The organism is Candidatus Manganitrophus noduliformans (genome assembly GCF_012184425.1).
Lineage (GTDB): Bacteria > Nitrospirota > Nitrospiria > SBBL01 > Manganitrophaceae > Manganitrophus > Manganitrophus noduliformans.
Map to the genome: position 1 here is coordinate 215454 of NZ_VTOW01000003.1, position 15536 is coordinate 230989.

The 15536-nt window shown below is 57.9% G+C and carries 15 protein-coding genes and 1 pseudogene; 7 read left to right on the forward strand and 9 right to left on the reverse strand.

Annotated elements, in window-relative coordinates; all coding sequences use genetic code 11:
• Window positions 1-30: 30 nt before the first annotated feature.
• The 5 genes from MNODULE_RS15565 (at window position 31) to MNODULE_RS15585 (ending at window position 4215) form a co-directional block, all read left to right on the forward strand.
• Window positions 31-1209 carry a class I SAM-dependent rRNA methyltransferase gene (locus tag MNODULE_RS15565; RefSeq protein ID WP_168061538.1) on the forward strand — a complete coding sequence of 393 codons (1179 nt, stop codon included), beginning with the start codon at window positions 31-33 and terminating at the stop codon, window positions 1207-1209.
• Between the two features lie 141 nt (window positions 1210-1350).
• A complete protein-coding gene (locus tag MNODULE_RS15570) occupies window positions 1351-2487 on the forward strand; it encodes a citrate synthase (RefSeq protein ID WP_168061540.1) in 1137 nt (378 codons plus the stop codon).
• A 152-nt stretch (window positions 2488-2639) separates the two neighbouring features.
• A complete protein-coding gene (locus MNODULE_RS24465) occupies window positions 2640-3281 on the forward strand; it encodes a hypothetical protein (RefSeq protein ID WP_202882232.1) in 642 nt (213 codons plus the stop codon).
• Window positions 3282-3345: 64 nt separating this feature from the next.
• Window positions 3346-3804 (forward strand): tetratricopeptide repeat protein, encoded by a 459-nt coding sequence (locus tag MNODULE_RS25110; RefSeq protein ID WP_168061542.1) that lies wholly within the window; start codon window positions 3346-3348, stop codon window positions 3802-3804.
• A gap of 114 nt (window positions 3805-3918) precedes the next feature.
• Complete coding sequence (locus MNODULE_RS15585) at window positions 3919-4215, forward strand: GYD domain-containing protein (protein WP_168061544.1); 297 nt, start codon at window positions 3919-3921, stop codon at window positions 4213-4215.
• Between the two features lie 10 nt (window positions 4216-4225).
• On the opposite strand, the gene MNODULE_RS15590 is transcribed toward MNODULE_RS15585, so the two are convergent.
• The 7 genes from MNODULE_RS15590 to MNODULE_RS15620 form a co-directional block, all read right to left on the reverse strand.
• Window positions 4226-4924 carry a uracil-DNA glycosylase gene (locus MNODULE_RS15590; RefSeq protein WP_168061546.1) on the reverse strand — a complete coding sequence of 233 codons (699 nt, stop codon included), beginning with the start codon at window positions 4922-4924 and terminating at the stop codon, window positions 4226-4228.
• A 48-nt stretch (window positions 4925-4972) separates the two neighbouring features.
• The gene (gene treZ, locus MNODULE_RS15595) at window positions 4973-6826 is read right to left on the reverse strand and encodes a malto-oligosyltrehalose trehalohydrolase (protein ID WP_202882233.1); all 1854 of its coding nucleotides are present in this window, start codon (window positions 6824-6826) and stop codon (window positions 4973-4975) included.
• Window positions 6827-6913: 87 nt separating this feature from the next.
• Window positions 6914-7690 (reverse strand): class I SAM-dependent methyltransferase, encoded by a 777-nt coding sequence (locus MNODULE_RS15600; RefSeq protein WP_168061548.1) that lies wholly within the window; start codon window positions 7688-7690, stop codon window positions 6914-6916.
• Between the two features lie 105 nt (window positions 7691-7795).
• Entirely contained in the window at window positions 7796-8314 is a 519-nt protein-coding gene (locus tag MNODULE_RS15605) for a response regulator (RefSeq protein WP_168061550.1), read from the reverse strand.
• Between the two features lie 221 nt (window positions 8315-8535).
• A complete protein-coding gene (locus tag MNODULE_RS15610; RefSeq protein ID WP_168061552.1) occupies window positions 8536-9093 on the reverse strand; it encodes an FHA domain-containing protein in 558 nt (185 codons plus the stop codon).
• An 11-nt stretch (window positions 9094-9104) separates the two neighbouring features.
• Window positions 9105-11459: a serine/threonine-protein kinase gene (locus tag MNODULE_RS15615; RefSeq protein WP_168061554.1), complete on the reverse strand. Its 2355-nt coding sequence runs from the start codon at window positions 11457-11459 to the stop codon at window positions 9105-9107.
• Between the two features lie 169 nt (window positions 11460-11628).
• Entirely contained in the window at window positions 11629-12408 is a 780-nt protein-coding gene (locus tag MNODULE_RS15620) for a TatD family hydrolase (RefSeq protein ID WP_168061556.1), read from the reverse strand.
• 267 nt (window positions 12409-12675) lie between these two features.
• Here MNODULE_RS15620 and MNODULE_RS15625 point away from each other — a divergent pair, with 267 nt between their 5' ends.
• Window positions 12676-13191 (forward strand): BON domain-containing protein, encoded by a 516-nt coding sequence (locus tag MNODULE_RS15625; protein ID WP_168061558.1) that lies wholly within the window; start codon window positions 12676-12678, stop codon window positions 13189-13191.
• A 4-nt stretch (window positions 13192-13195) separates the two neighbouring features.
• Window positions 13196-14467, forward strand: a complete 1272-nt coding sequence (locus MNODULE_RS15630) for an NAD(P)/FAD-dependent oxidoreductase (protein WP_168061560.1) — start codon at window positions 13196-13198, stop codon at window positions 14465-14467.
• Between the two features lie 2 nt (window positions 14468-14469).
• On the opposite strand, the pseudogene MNODULE_RS15635 reads toward MNODULE_RS15630, so the two are convergent.
• Window positions 14470-14700, reverse strand: a pseudogene (locus MNODULE_RS15635) (hypothetical protein); the annotation flags it as partial.
• Between the two features lie 155 nt (window positions 14701-14855).
• Window positions 14856-15338, reverse strand: coding sequence for a cupin domain-containing protein (locus MNODULE_RS15640; protein WP_168061562.1), 483 nt, complete (start codon window positions 15336-15338; stop codon window positions 14856-14858).
• Window positions 15339-15536 lie beyond the last annotated feature (198 nt).

Consider the following 15536-nt stretch of genomic DNA (forward strand, 5'->3'; position numbering starts at 1 on the left):
TCCCCCCTTTATCTTGTAGGCTAGCGTTCCATGGAATCATTTCGCTTAAATAAAACAATCGCCACCCGCGTCGTACAGGGGCATCCCTGGATCTATCGGAACGAATTGCCGAAGCTCCCGCTCGATTTCCCGCCTGGAGAGCTGGTGGAACTCGCCGATCCAAAGGGGAGATTTATCGCGATCGGGTATTGTAATCCGAAATCGGTGATTTCGGTCCGTATCCTCTCCCGGGAACGGGAGAAAATCGACGGCGACTTTTTCCTAAGAAAGATCGCGGGCGCCGACGCTTACCGAAAACGGTTTTATGCCGGGGAAGAGAGTTATCGGGTCGTTTACAGCGAGGCGGACCTCCTCCCCGGGCTGATTGTCGACCGATATGGATCGTATATCGTCATTCAGGTCTTGACCGCCGGGATGGAGCGGCATACCGAATCGATCCTTGCTGCGATCGAGTCGCTTTTCTCGCCTCAGGCGATCGTCGCCCGCAACGATATTCCATCTCGCGCCCTGGAGGGGTTTCCTGTCGAGCGGAAGGTCCTTTCCGGGAAACTGGAGCCGCCCGTTGTTATCTTGAAGAACGGCCTTGCCTTTGAGATCGATCTATTGGAAGGTCAAAAGACCGGATTCTTTTTGGATCAATCCGAAAATTACCTTCAGTTGGAGGGGCTCGTTGCCGGGGGAGAAGTGCTCGATACCTTCTGTTACACCGGGGGGTGGTCGGTGCATGCGGCCCGATTCGGCGCCAAAGCGGTGATCGGGATCGATGCTTCGGAGGGGGCTCTCGATCTCGCGCGCCGGAACGCGGCGCGCAACGGCTTCGAGTCGCGATGCCGATTCGAGGCGGGGAATGTCTTTGATCTTTTAAAGGCGCAGGAGGGGGAGGGGAGAGAGTATGATTGCATCATCCTCGATCCCCCTTCTTTCGTGAAGCGCCGGAAAGAGATTGAGAACGCGGTCCGCGGTTACAAGGAAATCAATCTTCGTGCGATGAAACTTCTCCGTCCGGGCGGGTTTCTGTTGACCTGTTCCTGCTCGTATCACCTTTCGGAGGGGCGGTTTCGGGAGATCCTCCTCGATGCGGCGCGAGACGTCGGAAGAACCCTCCGATTGGTGACGCTCCGTTCCCAGGCAAAGGATCATCCGGTGTTGTTGTCCCTTCCCGAAACCGAATATCTCAAGTGCATCGTCCTGCAGGTGCTTTCCCCGTAGGGGCGATCCTTGCGATCGCCCTCGCAATCCACATCAGGGCGAATACAAGAGGGCGAATACAAGATTCGCCCCTACTTTACCGAATCTCCTAAATCCGCTAGAATAAAATACACTCACTGAAATTCTACGCGGAGGAGACTGATGAGCGACTATTCACCGGGATTGGCGGGGGTTCCTGCGACACGGTCCAAGGTTAGTTATCTGGATGGGACCAAAGGGGTTCTCGAGTACCGAGGGATTCGATTGGAGACCCTGGCCGATCGGAGCAACTTCATCGAAACGGCCTACCTTCTCCTCTTCGGAAACCTGCCGACCCCCACCCAGCTTGAGAAGTTCGACAAAGACCTCCGCGTGCACCGGCGGATCAAATACCGCATTACCGATCTGATCAAATGCCTTCCCGACAACGGTCACCCGATGGATGCGCTTCAGGCGGCGGTCGCGGCGCTCGGGATGTTCTATCCCGATAAAAATGTCCAGGATGAGCAGACCCAATATCTTTCAGCCGTTCGTCTGATCGCCAAAATTCCGACCATCGTCGCCGCTTATGCCCGTCTTCGGCGCGGAGACGATCAGATCCAGCCGCGCGACGACCTCAACTACACCGAAAATTTCCTCTACATGCTGACCGAAAAGGTCCCGGATAAGGTGATGTCGGAGATTCTCGACACCTGTCTCATTCTCCACGCCGAGCATACGATGAACGCCTCGACGTTCAGCGGATTGGTGACCGCTTCGACCTTGGCCGACCCCTATACCGTTGTTTCCTCTGCCGTCGGGACCCTGAAAGGGCCGCTTCATGGAGGGGCGAACGAAAAGGTCCTTACGATGCTGAAAGAGATCGGCTCGATCGATCGGGTGCGGCCGTACATCGAAGCAAAGGTCAAAGCCAAGCAGCGGATCATGGGGTTGGGGCATCGCGAGTACAAGGTCAAGGACCCCCGCGCGATTATCTTACAGCGCCTGGCCAAACGCCTGTTCGAGCATTATGGCAAATCACCCCTTTACGAGGTGGCGGTCGAGGTCGAGAAGGTCGGAGAAGAGTACCTTGCCTCTAAAAAGGTCTATGCCAATGTCGATTTTTACTCGGGGATTCTTTACCAGAAAATGGGGATCGAGACCGACTTCTTCACCCCGATCTTCGCGATGGCACGGGTGGTCGGCTGGCTGGCCCATTGGATTGAACAGGTGAAAGACAACCACATCTTCCGTCCCACCGAGATCTATGAGGGAGAGCACGACCGGGCCTATGTTCCCCTCTCGGAGCGGAAAGGATAGTCGCGCCTTAACAAGAACGGTGGGAGGACTTTAAACAAAACTACTTGACTCCTTTTTGGGAATATTGTAATTCTTGAAGCGGGATCTGATCACGCTTGTAATCGGTTACCTGTCTAAATACACGGGAGGGGGTCAAATCGATGAAGAGGGGAGTGAAAAAGAAAAAAGCGGCAACGAGGACCGCCAAGAAAGCGACCAAAAAGACGGCGAGTAAAACGACACGGAAGAAAACGGCTGCAAAACCGAAAAAGAAAACCGCGGCGAAGTCAAGAACGACGGCGAAGCGGAAAACGGTCGCGGCCAAGAAGAGCACGGCGAAGAAAAGCACCGCCAAAAAAACAACGGCGAAAAAGACGACGGCCAAAAAAACGGCGGCGAAGAAGACCACCGCCAAGAGAAGCGCCGCCGCCCCTCGAAAAGCCCCCGCCGCTCCGAAAGAGGAAAAACGACAGGCCCCGGTCATCCCGATGAGAGAAACGGCCGCTCCCTCCCCCTCCGCGACAACGACCTCACCCGCGCCGCCGCCGGCGGCCCCCCCGATGCCGGCCGAGCAACCGATCGGCGTCGTGACCCATTATTACTCCCACCTTTCCGTCGCGGTCGTTCAACTGAACGAAGGGCCGTTGCGGGTTGGGGAACCCATCCATATCAAAGGGCATACCACCGATCTGCGGCAATCGGTTGAATCGATGGAGGTCGATCACCAATCGGTTCAAGAAGCTTCAGCCGGTCAGATATTCGGGTTGAAAGTGCGCGATCACGTAAGAGAACACGACCAGATCTTTCGGGGTTAGCGCCCCCTCGATTTCGTCCGGTATCGACTGGTCGGACGAGGAGTCTGCGCGCAGGTACGATGCCGTGTCAATACGAGATCCGGATGCCGAGAAACATTTTAATCATGGTCTCGAATTATCCAAGAAGGATAAGGAAGGAGCGCTCGCCTCTTTCCGAAAAGCGATCGCGCTTTCGCCCGATTACGCCGAAGCCTATTACAATGCCGGCGTCGTTCTCGGCAACCTGGGCCGTCCGGAAGAAGCGGCGGAGGCGTTCCGAAACGTGATCCGGATCAAGCCGGAGCGCGCGGAAGGCTATTTTAATCTCGGCACCCTTTACGGGGTGATGGGCCGCAAGCAGGAGGCCGTCGAGATGTTAAAGCGGGCCGTCGCTCTGCGCCCCGCTTATCCCGAAGCCCACTTCAACCTCGGAATTACCTATGTCAGCCTGAAGAATCAGGCGGCGGCGCTGGAAGAATATAAAATCCTCTCCGGTATCGATCGCGACCGGGCGGAGCGGCTCTTCGGTCTCATCTATACGTAGTCCCTCCTGACCTCTTTCCCCTTTTTTTTTGCTCTTACTTGCATTTTCATTTTCAATCGATTTACACTTTGAGAGGTTTATATCCGAACGTGATCCTTCAACGAGGAGGGCGCCATGGCGACGTATATTATGCTCAGCACGCTGACCGACGATGGGAGCGAAACGCTCAAAGAAAATCCAAGCCGGCTCAAAGAGGTCAATAAAGAGATCGAAGGGATGGGGGTGAAGATCATGAGCCAGTACGCGACCCTCGGGCCGTATGACTTCGTCAACATTATCGAAGCGCCCGACAACGAGACGGTCGCGCGGCTCTCCGTGGAGTTGGGAGGGCGGGGATCGGTCAAGCTTTTGACGATGCCGGCCATTCCGATCGACCGGTTTATTGCAAGCTTGCAGCCGCAGAAAAAATAAATTCGGTTGTTTAGCTTTGATCGAGATAGACCCGGATCTTTCGGAAGACGGCGTCGAACATCGGCGCCGTCAAACGGCCGGTCTGCGTGTTCTGGCGGCTGGGATGATACGAGATGAAGAGACGGAGCGGGGGATGGCCGATCTCGTAAGCGGCCCCATGCTGAAAAGGGGTCGATGCCGCCGGAAGATCGATCCCGTGCGCCTCGGGAAGGGCGGCGCGAAATCCGTCCAAGGCGATTTTTCCAAAAACCAAGACCGCCTTCACCTTCGTTAGCGCCGTCAGCTCCGCCACAAGGTAACTCCGGCAGGTTTCAATCTCGGCCGGCAGCGGTTTGTTGTCGGGCGGGGCGCAGTGAACGACGGCGGTCAGGTAGGCGTCTTTCAATCGGAGGCCGTCCTCCCTGTGGAGTGATGTCGCCTGATTGGCGAAGCCGGCCTTGTGAAGGGCGCGAAAGAGAAAATCGCCGGAAGCATCTCCCGTAAAAACGCGGCCGGTCCGATTGCCGCCGTGCGCGGCGGGGGCCAGGCCGATCATCAGCAGCCGCGCATCGGGATCGCCCCACCCCGGCACCGGCTTTCCCCAATACGCCTCATCCCGGTAAGCCCTTCGTTTCGTCCGCGCGATCTCGGTGCAATACTGCACCAGCCTGGGGCAGCGGGTGCAGCGGATGACCTCTTCCTGGAGGGATGCGACGGTTCTCGCTTTCATCCGCCGGATCGTATCAAAATAGGAACGACGTGACAAGTCCGCTTCTTTTTACTCGATCCGTCGAAAAAGCGCGGCCTGATAGGGGGAGAGTCGAAGTTCGGCGGTGCGGTTTGCTTCCAGGCGCGCGGGGAGGAGTCGCTCTTCCGATCCGCCGAATTGTTTCTCCTGGCTGTCGAGGAGCCGTTCCCAAGTCCCTCCGGGAAAGGAGATCGGGAGGGAGACGATTTTGGGATGAAAGCTGAGAACGATTAAAATTTTATCCCCCCGTTGGAGCGTGAGACAGGCCTCCTGATCGTGACGCTTGATCTGAGCCGTTCCTCCTGTGGGATGAAGATCGGGCGCCGACTTCCGAAGCGCGATGAGCCGCTGATAAAACGCGAAGAGCCGGCTGTTCGGTTCCTGGAAGCGTTGCGAGAGATCGAGCTTGGAGCGCTGAAACGTCTCCTCCGACTGCGGATCGGGGACCTCGCCCTTCCATCCGAATCCGATCGCTTCTTCCCAACGTCCCTTCCGAACCGCCTCTCCGAGAATCGGATCCTGATAGTGCGTGAAATATTGAAAGGGGGCGGTCTCGCCGTACTCTTCCCCCATGAAGAGAAGCGGGAGATTCGGGGCGAGGAGGACCGCGGCCGCGGCGAGCTTTTGCGCTTCGAACGAAATGAGGGTCGAGAGCCGATCTCCCAATACCCGGTTGCCGGTCTGATCGTGGTTTTGAGAGAAGACGACGAATTTGGAAGGGGGTTGGCCGTCGGAGGGGCTCCCATGAATCCGATCGCGGTAGGGGGAATAGACGCCCGCCATGACGTATCCCTCCCGGATCGCCCGCTCCATCTGATCGAGCCGCCCGAAATCCTGGTAGTAGCCTTCTCGTTCGCCTGTGAGGAGAGCATGGAGGCAATGATGAAAGTCGTCGCTCCATTGGGCGTCGAGGCCGTAGCCTCCCTGCGCCGGCGCGCGGATGATTTTGGGGTCGTTCAGATCGCTTTCGGCGATCAAATAAACCGGCCTTCCGAGCCCCCGGGCGGTCTCATCCGCCGCCTCCTTCATCTCCTGCAGAATGTGTTTGGCGGAAAAATCATAGATGGCGTGGACGGCGTCGAGGCGGAGGGCGTCGATGTGATACTCCCGGATCCAGTAGAGGGCGTTGTCGATCACGTAGCGGCGGACGAAGTCCGACCCGGCATCGTCGAAATTCACCGCATCTCCCCAGGGGGTTTTGTACTTCGAGGTGAAGTAGGGGCCGAACTCTCGGAGGTAATTTCCTTCATGTCCGAGGTGATTGTAGACCACATCCAGCACCACCGCCAGGCCGGCGGCGTGACAGGCGTCGACCAGCCGCCTCAGCCCGTCGGGCCCGCCGTAGCTGTTTTGCGGGGCAAAGAGATGGACGCCGTCATAACCCCAGTTTCGGCGTCCGGGGAACTGCGCGACCGGCATGATCTCCACGGCGGTGATCCCGAGATCCCGCTTGAGATAATTTAAATGGGCGATGATCGCATCAAAGGTCCCTTCCGGGGTAAAGGTCCCGGGGTGGAGTTCGTAAAGGATATAATCTTCGAGCGGGATGCCGCGCCACCCTTGATCGGACCAGGCGAAGGCGTTCGGATCGACCACTTCGGAGGGGCCGTGCACCCCTTCGGGCTGAAAGCGGGAGTAGGGATCGGGGCGGTCCCGATCTCCGTTGAGATGGTAGAAATAACGGGTGCCGGCCGGAATGTTCGGGACGATCGCTTCGAAGCAGTGACGTTCTCCCGTTGCGCTCATTGTCGCCTGAAGGGGCAAGTCCCGGCCGATCAGTTTGATCTGTATCTCTCTCGCAAAGGGGGCCCAGACGCGAAACGCGACGGAACCGTTTTCCAATGTTGTTGCGCCGAATGGGCGGGGCGGGATCGTCTTCAGCAATGGACCCTCCTTGATGACCGGTTTCGTTTAGATACATATTGTAGCGGACTAAAAGCAGAGGATGCAAGAGAGCGGTGAAGATTGCCCCTACGCGATTGCGGCGGCGAGGAGGGCCTGATTTTGCATGATGATTTTCCCCTCTTTGAAGAAAGGGACAACCTGTTTGGAGGTCTCTTTTTTGATCGCTTCCTGCTCTTCGGCGCTGAACCGGTCGAGCGGTTCCCGGAGGGTTCCCGATTCGGTATTGATGGCCCAATAGGTTTCAAAATCGTCGAAGGTATACGATAAAAGAAACGGCCTGATCTCGAACTGTTCGAACCCGGCGGTCTTTAAAAGCGCTTCCAGTTTTCCCGGGGGGCCGAGGTCGGCCATTTTGGGGAGGGGCGGGCGCCCTTCCGGGGGAAGGCGCTTCATGATCGATTCCCAGATCAGATGGAGCGATTCGATCCGGTGGAATTCGCTCCAGACCGCGATCGCCATCTTCCCCCCCGGCTTCATCACCCGCCGCATCTCCTTGAGTCCCTGAAGGGGATCGTCGAAGAGCATCACGCCGAACCGGCTGATGACCCGGTCGAACCGGTTCGAAGGAAAAGCGAGCGCCTCGGCCTTCATCGGCTGGAAGGTGATCCCCGAAAGCCCTTCTCTCCGGCGCTTCTCTTCGGCCACGGCGACCATCGCCTCGGCGCCGTCGACGGCGGTGATCCGGACGGCCGATCCGAAGCGCCGGGCGATCGTCAGCGAAGGCTCTCCCGTCCCGGCGGCGACGTCCAAGATCTCGTCCCCTTCCGAGAGATCGGCCAGAGAGATCAGCGCCTCGGCGACCGGCTGAATATAAGGAAGCCACCGGTCGAAGCTCTTCGACATCTCATTCCAATCGATGGTATTGCTTTGAGAAGAATTCGGCGGGATCGACATGGGTCGATTTTTATCGAAGCGGAAAGAAAAGTCAAGCGGGATCGATGTGAAAGGTCAGGAAGGTTTCTTTGAGGCGGGTGGAATGAATTGGAGGAATTCGTCCGGGATCGTGGCTGTCTCCAGTTCGTCGATGAGGATCATCCCTTCTTCCGTTTCGTCCGATGTTTCCACCGGGACCGGGGGCCTCCCGGGGTGCGCTTTCTCGAATTCTTCACCCCATCTTTCGATCGCCTTTTTTAAAGTATCATTGTCCCAAGGTTTGACGATCAGATGAGAAATCAGGCCTCGATCGACGGCCGGCATCACTTCGTCAATTTCCTCTTGCCCGGCCAAAAGAATCCGGATCGACTCCGGATGCCGCCTTTTCACCTCGGTCAGAAAATCGGTTCCGGATCGGCCCGGCATCCGGTAATCGGAAATGACCGCCGAGAACGATTTCTTTTCAAGGATGGCGAGCCCGTCTTCCGCGCTCTCCGCCAAGAGGGTATCATATCCTTCTCTCTGAAGGAGCCGGGCCAGGCCGCTTCGAATGCTCGGTTCATCATCGACAATGAGGATAAAGTGCCTTTCCATAAGGCCTCCTGGGTGGGGGACCTTCCTTTGGGAGGAGATCCTTCCAAGGGATATCTGCCGAGAGTAAATGCAATCTCTATTCCGTATTGGATGAGATCTCTCATCGGAAAGAAATCAATGTGTTATGAGGGGATCTCTGGAAGGGGGGGTGATCACTGTCACAGGGAGGGGGTCGAAATTTGGCTTCAATGGGAAACCGATTCCCTTCGATAATTTTCTTTTTACTTCTTTTTTTGGAGGGAAATTTGGAAGAGGGTATTCCCCGCGCGGATTTGATCGTTATTCTTCAGGATCTCTTCCTGCACCACGAAGCCGTTGACCAGGGTGCCGTTTGCGCTCTTCAGGTCGCGAAGGATCGCCGTCTCGCCGTAAATTTGAATCACGCACTGTTGCCGGGAGACCTCCGGGTCCCTCAATACCAACTCCACCTCTTTCCGTCCAATCCGGATCACCGGCTTGGAGAGAAGAAAACGTTTTCCTTTGTCCTCCCCTTCCAGGATGGTAAGGATCCATGATTTTTCCGCTGGGAGGGAGGGGGCTTTTCCCGCGATCGTTTTGTGGACGGCGGAGCCTTCGCTCTTTCGTTCCCCTTCAATATAGTTCAGCATCGTCTTGCTGGGGTCGATCCCCATCTCTCCGCCGGCGCCCCCTCCGAACTGAACGGAGGCGACCTTCTTCTTCGGCTTGTTGATATGCTCGCAATAGGGACAGCCGGCGAGGCCGCTCTTTTCGGGGGGGAGTTCATAAACGGTAAAACAATTTTCACAAGTGATCTGCATGGCGATCCCTCTTAATATTTCTCAACCACATTGGCTTTGGCGATTTTCCAGCCGTCACTGACCTTCTCCAATTTCCAAAAAACAAGCGCCTTCTCGACCTGACGGGAGGCGGCTTTATCCGATTGAAGGACAATCGTTTCGAGGGCCGAGACCGACGCTTCATTCCCCTCGATTTTGAGCTCATAGACCTCATAATTGACCGAAACCCGGTCAAAGCGCTGAAACCACTCCCCCACTTTCTGCCGGAAGGCCGGCAGAGGGTGGAGGTGGCCTTGAAGGACCCCCTCGATGTTTTTTCCCTCAAACCCTCTTTTCTGGTTAGAGATGAGCAGCCGGATCTGTTCCTGATCGTCGACCATAGAGGGGGCGGCGGGGGAAAGAGCCGCCGATTGGAGCGGCGGCGCCGTCGGTTTTTCTGCCGTTTCCTCCCGCGTCTCCGGCTTTGGGGTGAGGGCGGGGAGCGCGGCGGCCGGTCGGGGGGGCTCCGTCTTTTTTTTCGGGAGAGAAGCGGCGGGCTGCGGCCGTTGCCCCAGTTTTTGTAAGATCTCCCGGGCGCGCTCCGCCTCCGGGCTCCGGGGGGAGAGCTTCATCGCTAAATTCAGCTCTTGTGCGGCGAGGGAGTCGACCCCCTTCTTGAAATAGAGGAACCCCAAATCATAATGAAGGATCGCTTCTTTTGGAAAGAGCGCCGCCGCGTCGGCAAAGATCCGAAGCGCTCTGTCGGGCTCTTTCTTCTCCTGGTAGACCGTTCCCAGGAGATGATACGCTTGCACCTCGTTCGGGTCGATTTCGATAATTTGCCGCAGTTTCCGCTCCATTTCATCCAGCCGGCCGGCATGGTAATCCTCTTTGGCTTCCCGATAGAGGCTCGGAATATCTGGCGCCGGAGGGGGGAGAGAAGCCGGTTGGACGCCTGTTTCCGAGTCGATCGTGTCGGGAGTCGCCGGCGGCGAAGCCGGCGCGGATTCGCGAGCGAGCGTCACGCCAACCGGCTTCTCGCCCGAGGAGGCGTGGGACGGAGGGCCGGGGTTTCCCGTTTCGACGAGTCGAAAGAGGCCGTTCTGGAAGCCATCCAGAAAAGAGAGCAGGCCGGTCCTCTCCAGCGACGCCGAGATCTTGGCCTTCGATTCCTCCAGGACCGGAAATTTCGATCGTAGCCGGGCGACAAAGTGAATATCCGAAAGAAAGAGAAGCAGCAAGAATATCGACCAGGAACTGAGCAAAAGGCTGACTGAGACCCACTGGGAGAACCGGCGTCCTTTCGGCGGAGGAAAAATCAGCTTGCTCTGGCTGATGCTTTTTCGCACGGCGGCCGCAGGGTCGGCGGGGACGGGGGGCGGGGCCGCGTGCGCGGGACGAACGATCGTGCTGCGATCTTCCACCGGCGCGACCGGATGCGCCTGGCTGGTGACCTGTTGGAGCCGCCGGGTATCTTTTAAAATCTCATCCGCGAAGAGGGCCTGCATATAATGAGAGAGGGAGAGGCTGCTGAAGGCGTATCCCTTTTTTGTGATCAGATCTTCCAGCGCCATCTCCATTTCCGAAGCGGTCTGATACCGATCCTCCGGCTCTTTGGCCATCGCCTTCTTGAGAATGACCTCGAGCTCGGGGGGAACGGCGGGGTTCAGTTGCGTCGGCGGGGGGACCTCCGCCTTTCTGACCTTCTCCAGAATAGAGATTTCATCGTTGCCGGTGAAGAGCCGCTCCCCCGTGACCGCCTCGTAGAGAACGATCCCGAGCGCGAAGAGATCGGTCCGGCCGTCGACCGGTTTCCCCCACGCCTGTTCGGGAGACATATAGGCGAGCTTCCCTTTCAAGACGCCGGTCTTCGTCTCCTGTCCCCCCGTCGCCGCCTTGGCGATTCCGAAATCGACCAGCTTGACCTCCCCTTCGTAGGAGACGAGGATATTCTGCGGGGAGATATCGCGGTGGACCAGGTGCAGGTCGTTTCCGTTGAGATCTTTCTTCCGATGGGCGTAATCGAGGGCGGAGCAGATTTTGCTGACGATCAGAAGCGCATCGCCGATCGAGGGGGGCATGCTCTTCGATTTTCCATGGTTGATCACGGTTCGAAGGTCTTTCCCCATGATATATTCCATCGCGATGTAATGGCACTGATCGACGTTTCCGAGATCGTAAATCTGAACGATGTTCTGGTGGCTCAGAAGGGCCGCGAGTTTCGCCTCATTGATGAACATCGCGATGAACTCGGCGCCTTGGGTGAGGTGCGGCAAGATCCGTTTGATGGCGACGGTCTTCTCGAAACCGGAGAGGCCGGTCTGCTTCGCAAGGAAGAGCTCGGCCATGCCGCCGGTGCCGATCTTGTCGAGGAGGAGATATTTTCCGAACCGGATCGGCTGACTCATTTTAAAATTCTCACTGGATTGGATCCTTTAGCGGTTTTCCTGTTCGGCGTGCTCAAACAGGAATGACATGGCCTGCAATAACGTGGCGATTCGGGCAGAACAAAATCTACCACCCGATCAAAAAGCTGTCAAATTACGAGGGGTTCAGAAGAGAGGCGATAAAGTCGGCTTAGGAAAGCGTGAAGAGTCGCTCGGCGTTGGCGGAGGTGGTTTCTGCGATTTTCTCGAACGGAGTGTTTCTGATCTGCGCGATCTTTTCGGCCACCGCGCGGACGAAGGCCGGTTCATTCCTTTTTCCCCGATACCCTTGCGGCGCCAGGTAGGGGGCGTCGGTTTCGATGAGAAGCCGCGAGAGATCGACGACGGCGGCGGCCTCTTGAAGCGGGATCGCCTTCGGAAAGGTCATGATGCCGGAGAAAGAGAGATAGAAGCCGAATTGAACCGCCTTCTCCGCGACCGCGCCGTCCCCGGTGAAGCAGTGAAAGACCCCGCCGACCTCGGCGGCATGGGATCGCCCTCCTTCTTCTTCCAAGATCTGAAAGGTTTCGTCCCAGGCTTCTCTTGTATGAATCACCAAGGGGAGCCGCTTTCGCTTCGCCAGACCGATCTGTTCGATAAACGCGCGGCGCTGTTCCTCCGGGCTGGAATAATTGTAGTGAAAGTCGAGGCCGGTCTCCCCCAGGCCGACCACTTTGGGGTGTTCCGCCAATTTCTCAAGCGCCTGAAGGAGGTCCCGGTCGAGCGACTTCGCCTCGTGCGGATGCAGGCCGACCGTCGCCCAAAAAAAGGGGTATTGCGCCGCGAGGGTCACCGCCCTTTGGCTGGAGGCGAGGTCGGTTCCGATCAGGACCATCTTTCGAACCCCCGCCGCGAGGGCGCGTTCGATCACGGCCGCCCGGTCTGCATCGAATTCGGGGTCGGCAATATGGGTATGCGTATCGATCAACATTTCAGAGCCCTCTTCATGAAGGGATCATGTTACTTCCGATGAATAAAAAATTCAACCTTGTGCATGTTTTTCACAAATTCGATCATCCTGAATCGAAAGTGGTCCCAAATGGATCACTCTAAATGAAACTTGGCTTACGATCAGGCATCGGGCAACGATTTTAGCGGCCTGGTTTTTGCTTTATCTTTGTTTAGGTTTTTAGTTCCATCCTCAGAAGACCCTTGTTCAAGACATAAGAAAATGTAAGCGATGAGAGGAGACTGTCTAATGAAGAGAACGGTGTGGGTTGTCTTGATCGTTGCGCTTTTTTTGAATGGTTGTGGCGCGAAAAATCGCCGCGCGGAGGCCCCTCCGCGGAACGAGGCGATTGAATCGAAGATTCAGAGCAGATTGAAAGGGGATCCCCTCACGGCGGCTTGGCAGATCCGACCGAAGCTGGAGGGGGATACCGTCGTCCTGACCGGTCTGGTCGACCGCGAGGAAGAGCGGGAGCGGGCGGAGGAGTTGACGCGGTCTGTTGTGGGCGAGCTTCGAAGAATCGACAACCGATTGATGCTCACCAGCGAGGTGATCCTGGACAATTCCATTGTCGCCAAACTGAAGACCGACCTCATCACCGATCCGGTGACTCGTCAGGCCGATATCGATGTGACCAGCCGCAAAGGGATCGTGGTCCTGGAAGGAGAGGTTGAATCAAGGGAGCAGCGGCGTCAGGCCGAAGCGTTGGCGAAGGACGTCTCCGGCGTCAAACAGGTAGAGAATAAACTAAAAGTGCAGGGGTAATCCCATGACCGATTATGATGTCATTGTGGTCGGCCTCGGTCCGGCCGGGGCCATCGCTGCGTATGAGCTGAGCCGTCGGGGACACCGGGTTTTAGCGCTGGAGCGATCGTCTCTCCCTCGGGGGAAGATCTGCGGGGGGGCCCTGACGGTTCGGGCCGCCGCGTTGATCCCTTTCGATATCAGCGGTGAGATCGAGCAGACGATCCAGGGGATTCGTTTTGATTTTTGCGGGAAGGATCCTTTCATGATCGAAACGCCCGAGCCGGTCGCCTCGACGGTGTCGCGCGACCGATTCGACTACCTTTTGGCCTCGAAGGCGGAAGCGGCGGGAGCGGTCCTTTGCGACGAGACCGAGGTGGTCGAGTGGACGGAGGAGGACGGCGAGATCGCGGTCCGGACCCGGCACGACGGCTGGCGTTGCCGCTACTTGATCGGCGCGGACGGCCTCAACGGCCTGATCCGGCGCGGCGGAGGGCTGCCGGGCGAAGGGGCGGTCGGCGTGGAGAGCGAGATTCCGTATCAGGGGGAAGCGCATGAGGATCACAGCCTCATTCGGATCGATCTCGGATCGGCCCCGCACGGCTTCGGCTGGCGTCTCCCGAAGCGGGATCATCACGCGACAGGCGTTTCCGGCGCGGACCGAAAGGTCAAAAGCGCCGGAGAGCTCTACGGCCAGTTCATCGAAAATCAGGGAATCCTCAAAGAGGCGTCGGGACAACCGGTGAGCGTTTTCCAACGGGCTTCCATCAGCGAGGGGACGCCGCTTCACGAGGGAGGGGTCCTCTGGGTCGGGGACGCCGCCGGCCTGATCGATCCCCTTTCCGGGGACGGACTTTACTATGCCCTCCTGACCGGCCTGATCGCGGCGGAGGTGATCTCGAATAACCTGAAGGGGACCGGAGAGGGCTTGTCGGCTTATACCGCGCGGGTCCGGGCCGAGACGGCGGAAGAGTTCAAGGCCGCCCGCCGATTTGCGCGCCTCTTCCACAAATGGCCGGAGACGAGCTACCGATTCCTTCAGAGCCACAAGTGGATCGCCGAGCTTTACTTCGAGGTCCTCCGGGGGCGGGAGCGGTACGGTCACATCTGGCCGGTGGTCCGAAGGGAGTGGCTTCGGTTTGCCTGGAAATACTGGCTGACGCCGAGACGGTCTCAGACCCAACCCCTCCGGCAGACGGCGCTCGGGACCTTTTGGAGAAAAGGGAGCGAGCTTCTTTTCCACCGCGGGGCCGACCGCACGCTTCATCCGGAGCGGCGGGCTCACCGGCGGGCGTGAGGTTAGGTTTCTCGGCCGTGCCAGCCCGCCATATGCTCGGCGTGCGTCTGCAAATAGGCGCCAGGCTCGAAATAGTGGTCGTAGAATTCTAAATCGAGATGATGGGCTTGCAGATACATCAGGGAAAAGATGCTCGGCACCGTGCCGGGGAACTTTCTGAACCGGTCATAGAGGTACTGCGCCTGAAGCGCCACGCACTCTTTGAATTCGTCGCTGTGCACCTGAGCGCTTGAGACGAGAGGGAAGCTCAGCGCCGTGTGGACCCCTGAGGGGAAGGTCTCTCTGCTCATGCTCGAAGTTTCCTTTCGCCCGAAGATGAGCCGCCGGAATCGAGGATCCATCCATGGCGGCGGTTTCATACAGACATCGACCGTTTGCGCGCGCGGCGTCAGAGCTGAGGGAACGTCAGGGCGAAGCGCTCGCAGAGCTTCGGAATGCTGTCGAAGTCCATGTCGAGGTCGTACTTCCTGTTGATCTCCTCGAATTTCGCGAGGTTGCCCCAGGTCGCGGCCACCTCCCTGAAGTAGTTCTCGAAGCCGGCCGGCGAGATGATTTCGATGATCTCGCAAGGGGTCTCCTCCGCGTTCCAGAATGCGTGCCACTGTCCGCGGGGTTTGAAAACCCACGTCCCCTGTCGGGCGGTGACGATGTCGTCCCCCAGCTTCGCGCCGAGCGTCCCCTTCAAGACGTAGCAGAGCTCATCCTCCTGGTGATGGTAGTGAAGCGGCGCGGCCAGCGCGCGGGGGGCGATCGGATGGTGAATGATGGAGAAGCGCTGGCCGGTTTCCTGTCCGTCCACCTTCCAGAGCACCCCGAGGCCGCCGAAGTCGAAGCTTTCATTATCCGTAGGCAGAACAATCTTAGCGCTCATTGCGTTGCCTCCTCAGTTAATTGTTTGCATCGGCCATTCCATGATGTTCGGAATTCTGCGGAACAAGGGTTTGCTGACGAGGGTGGCCATTTGTGGGAGGGCCGGGGAAGCGCTTGAAGGCCGTCGATAGGAGTCTCGCCATAAGTCGAAAGTAAACCGATTCCTTCGGGAGAGTCAAGAAGAACCGGATCTGGAACC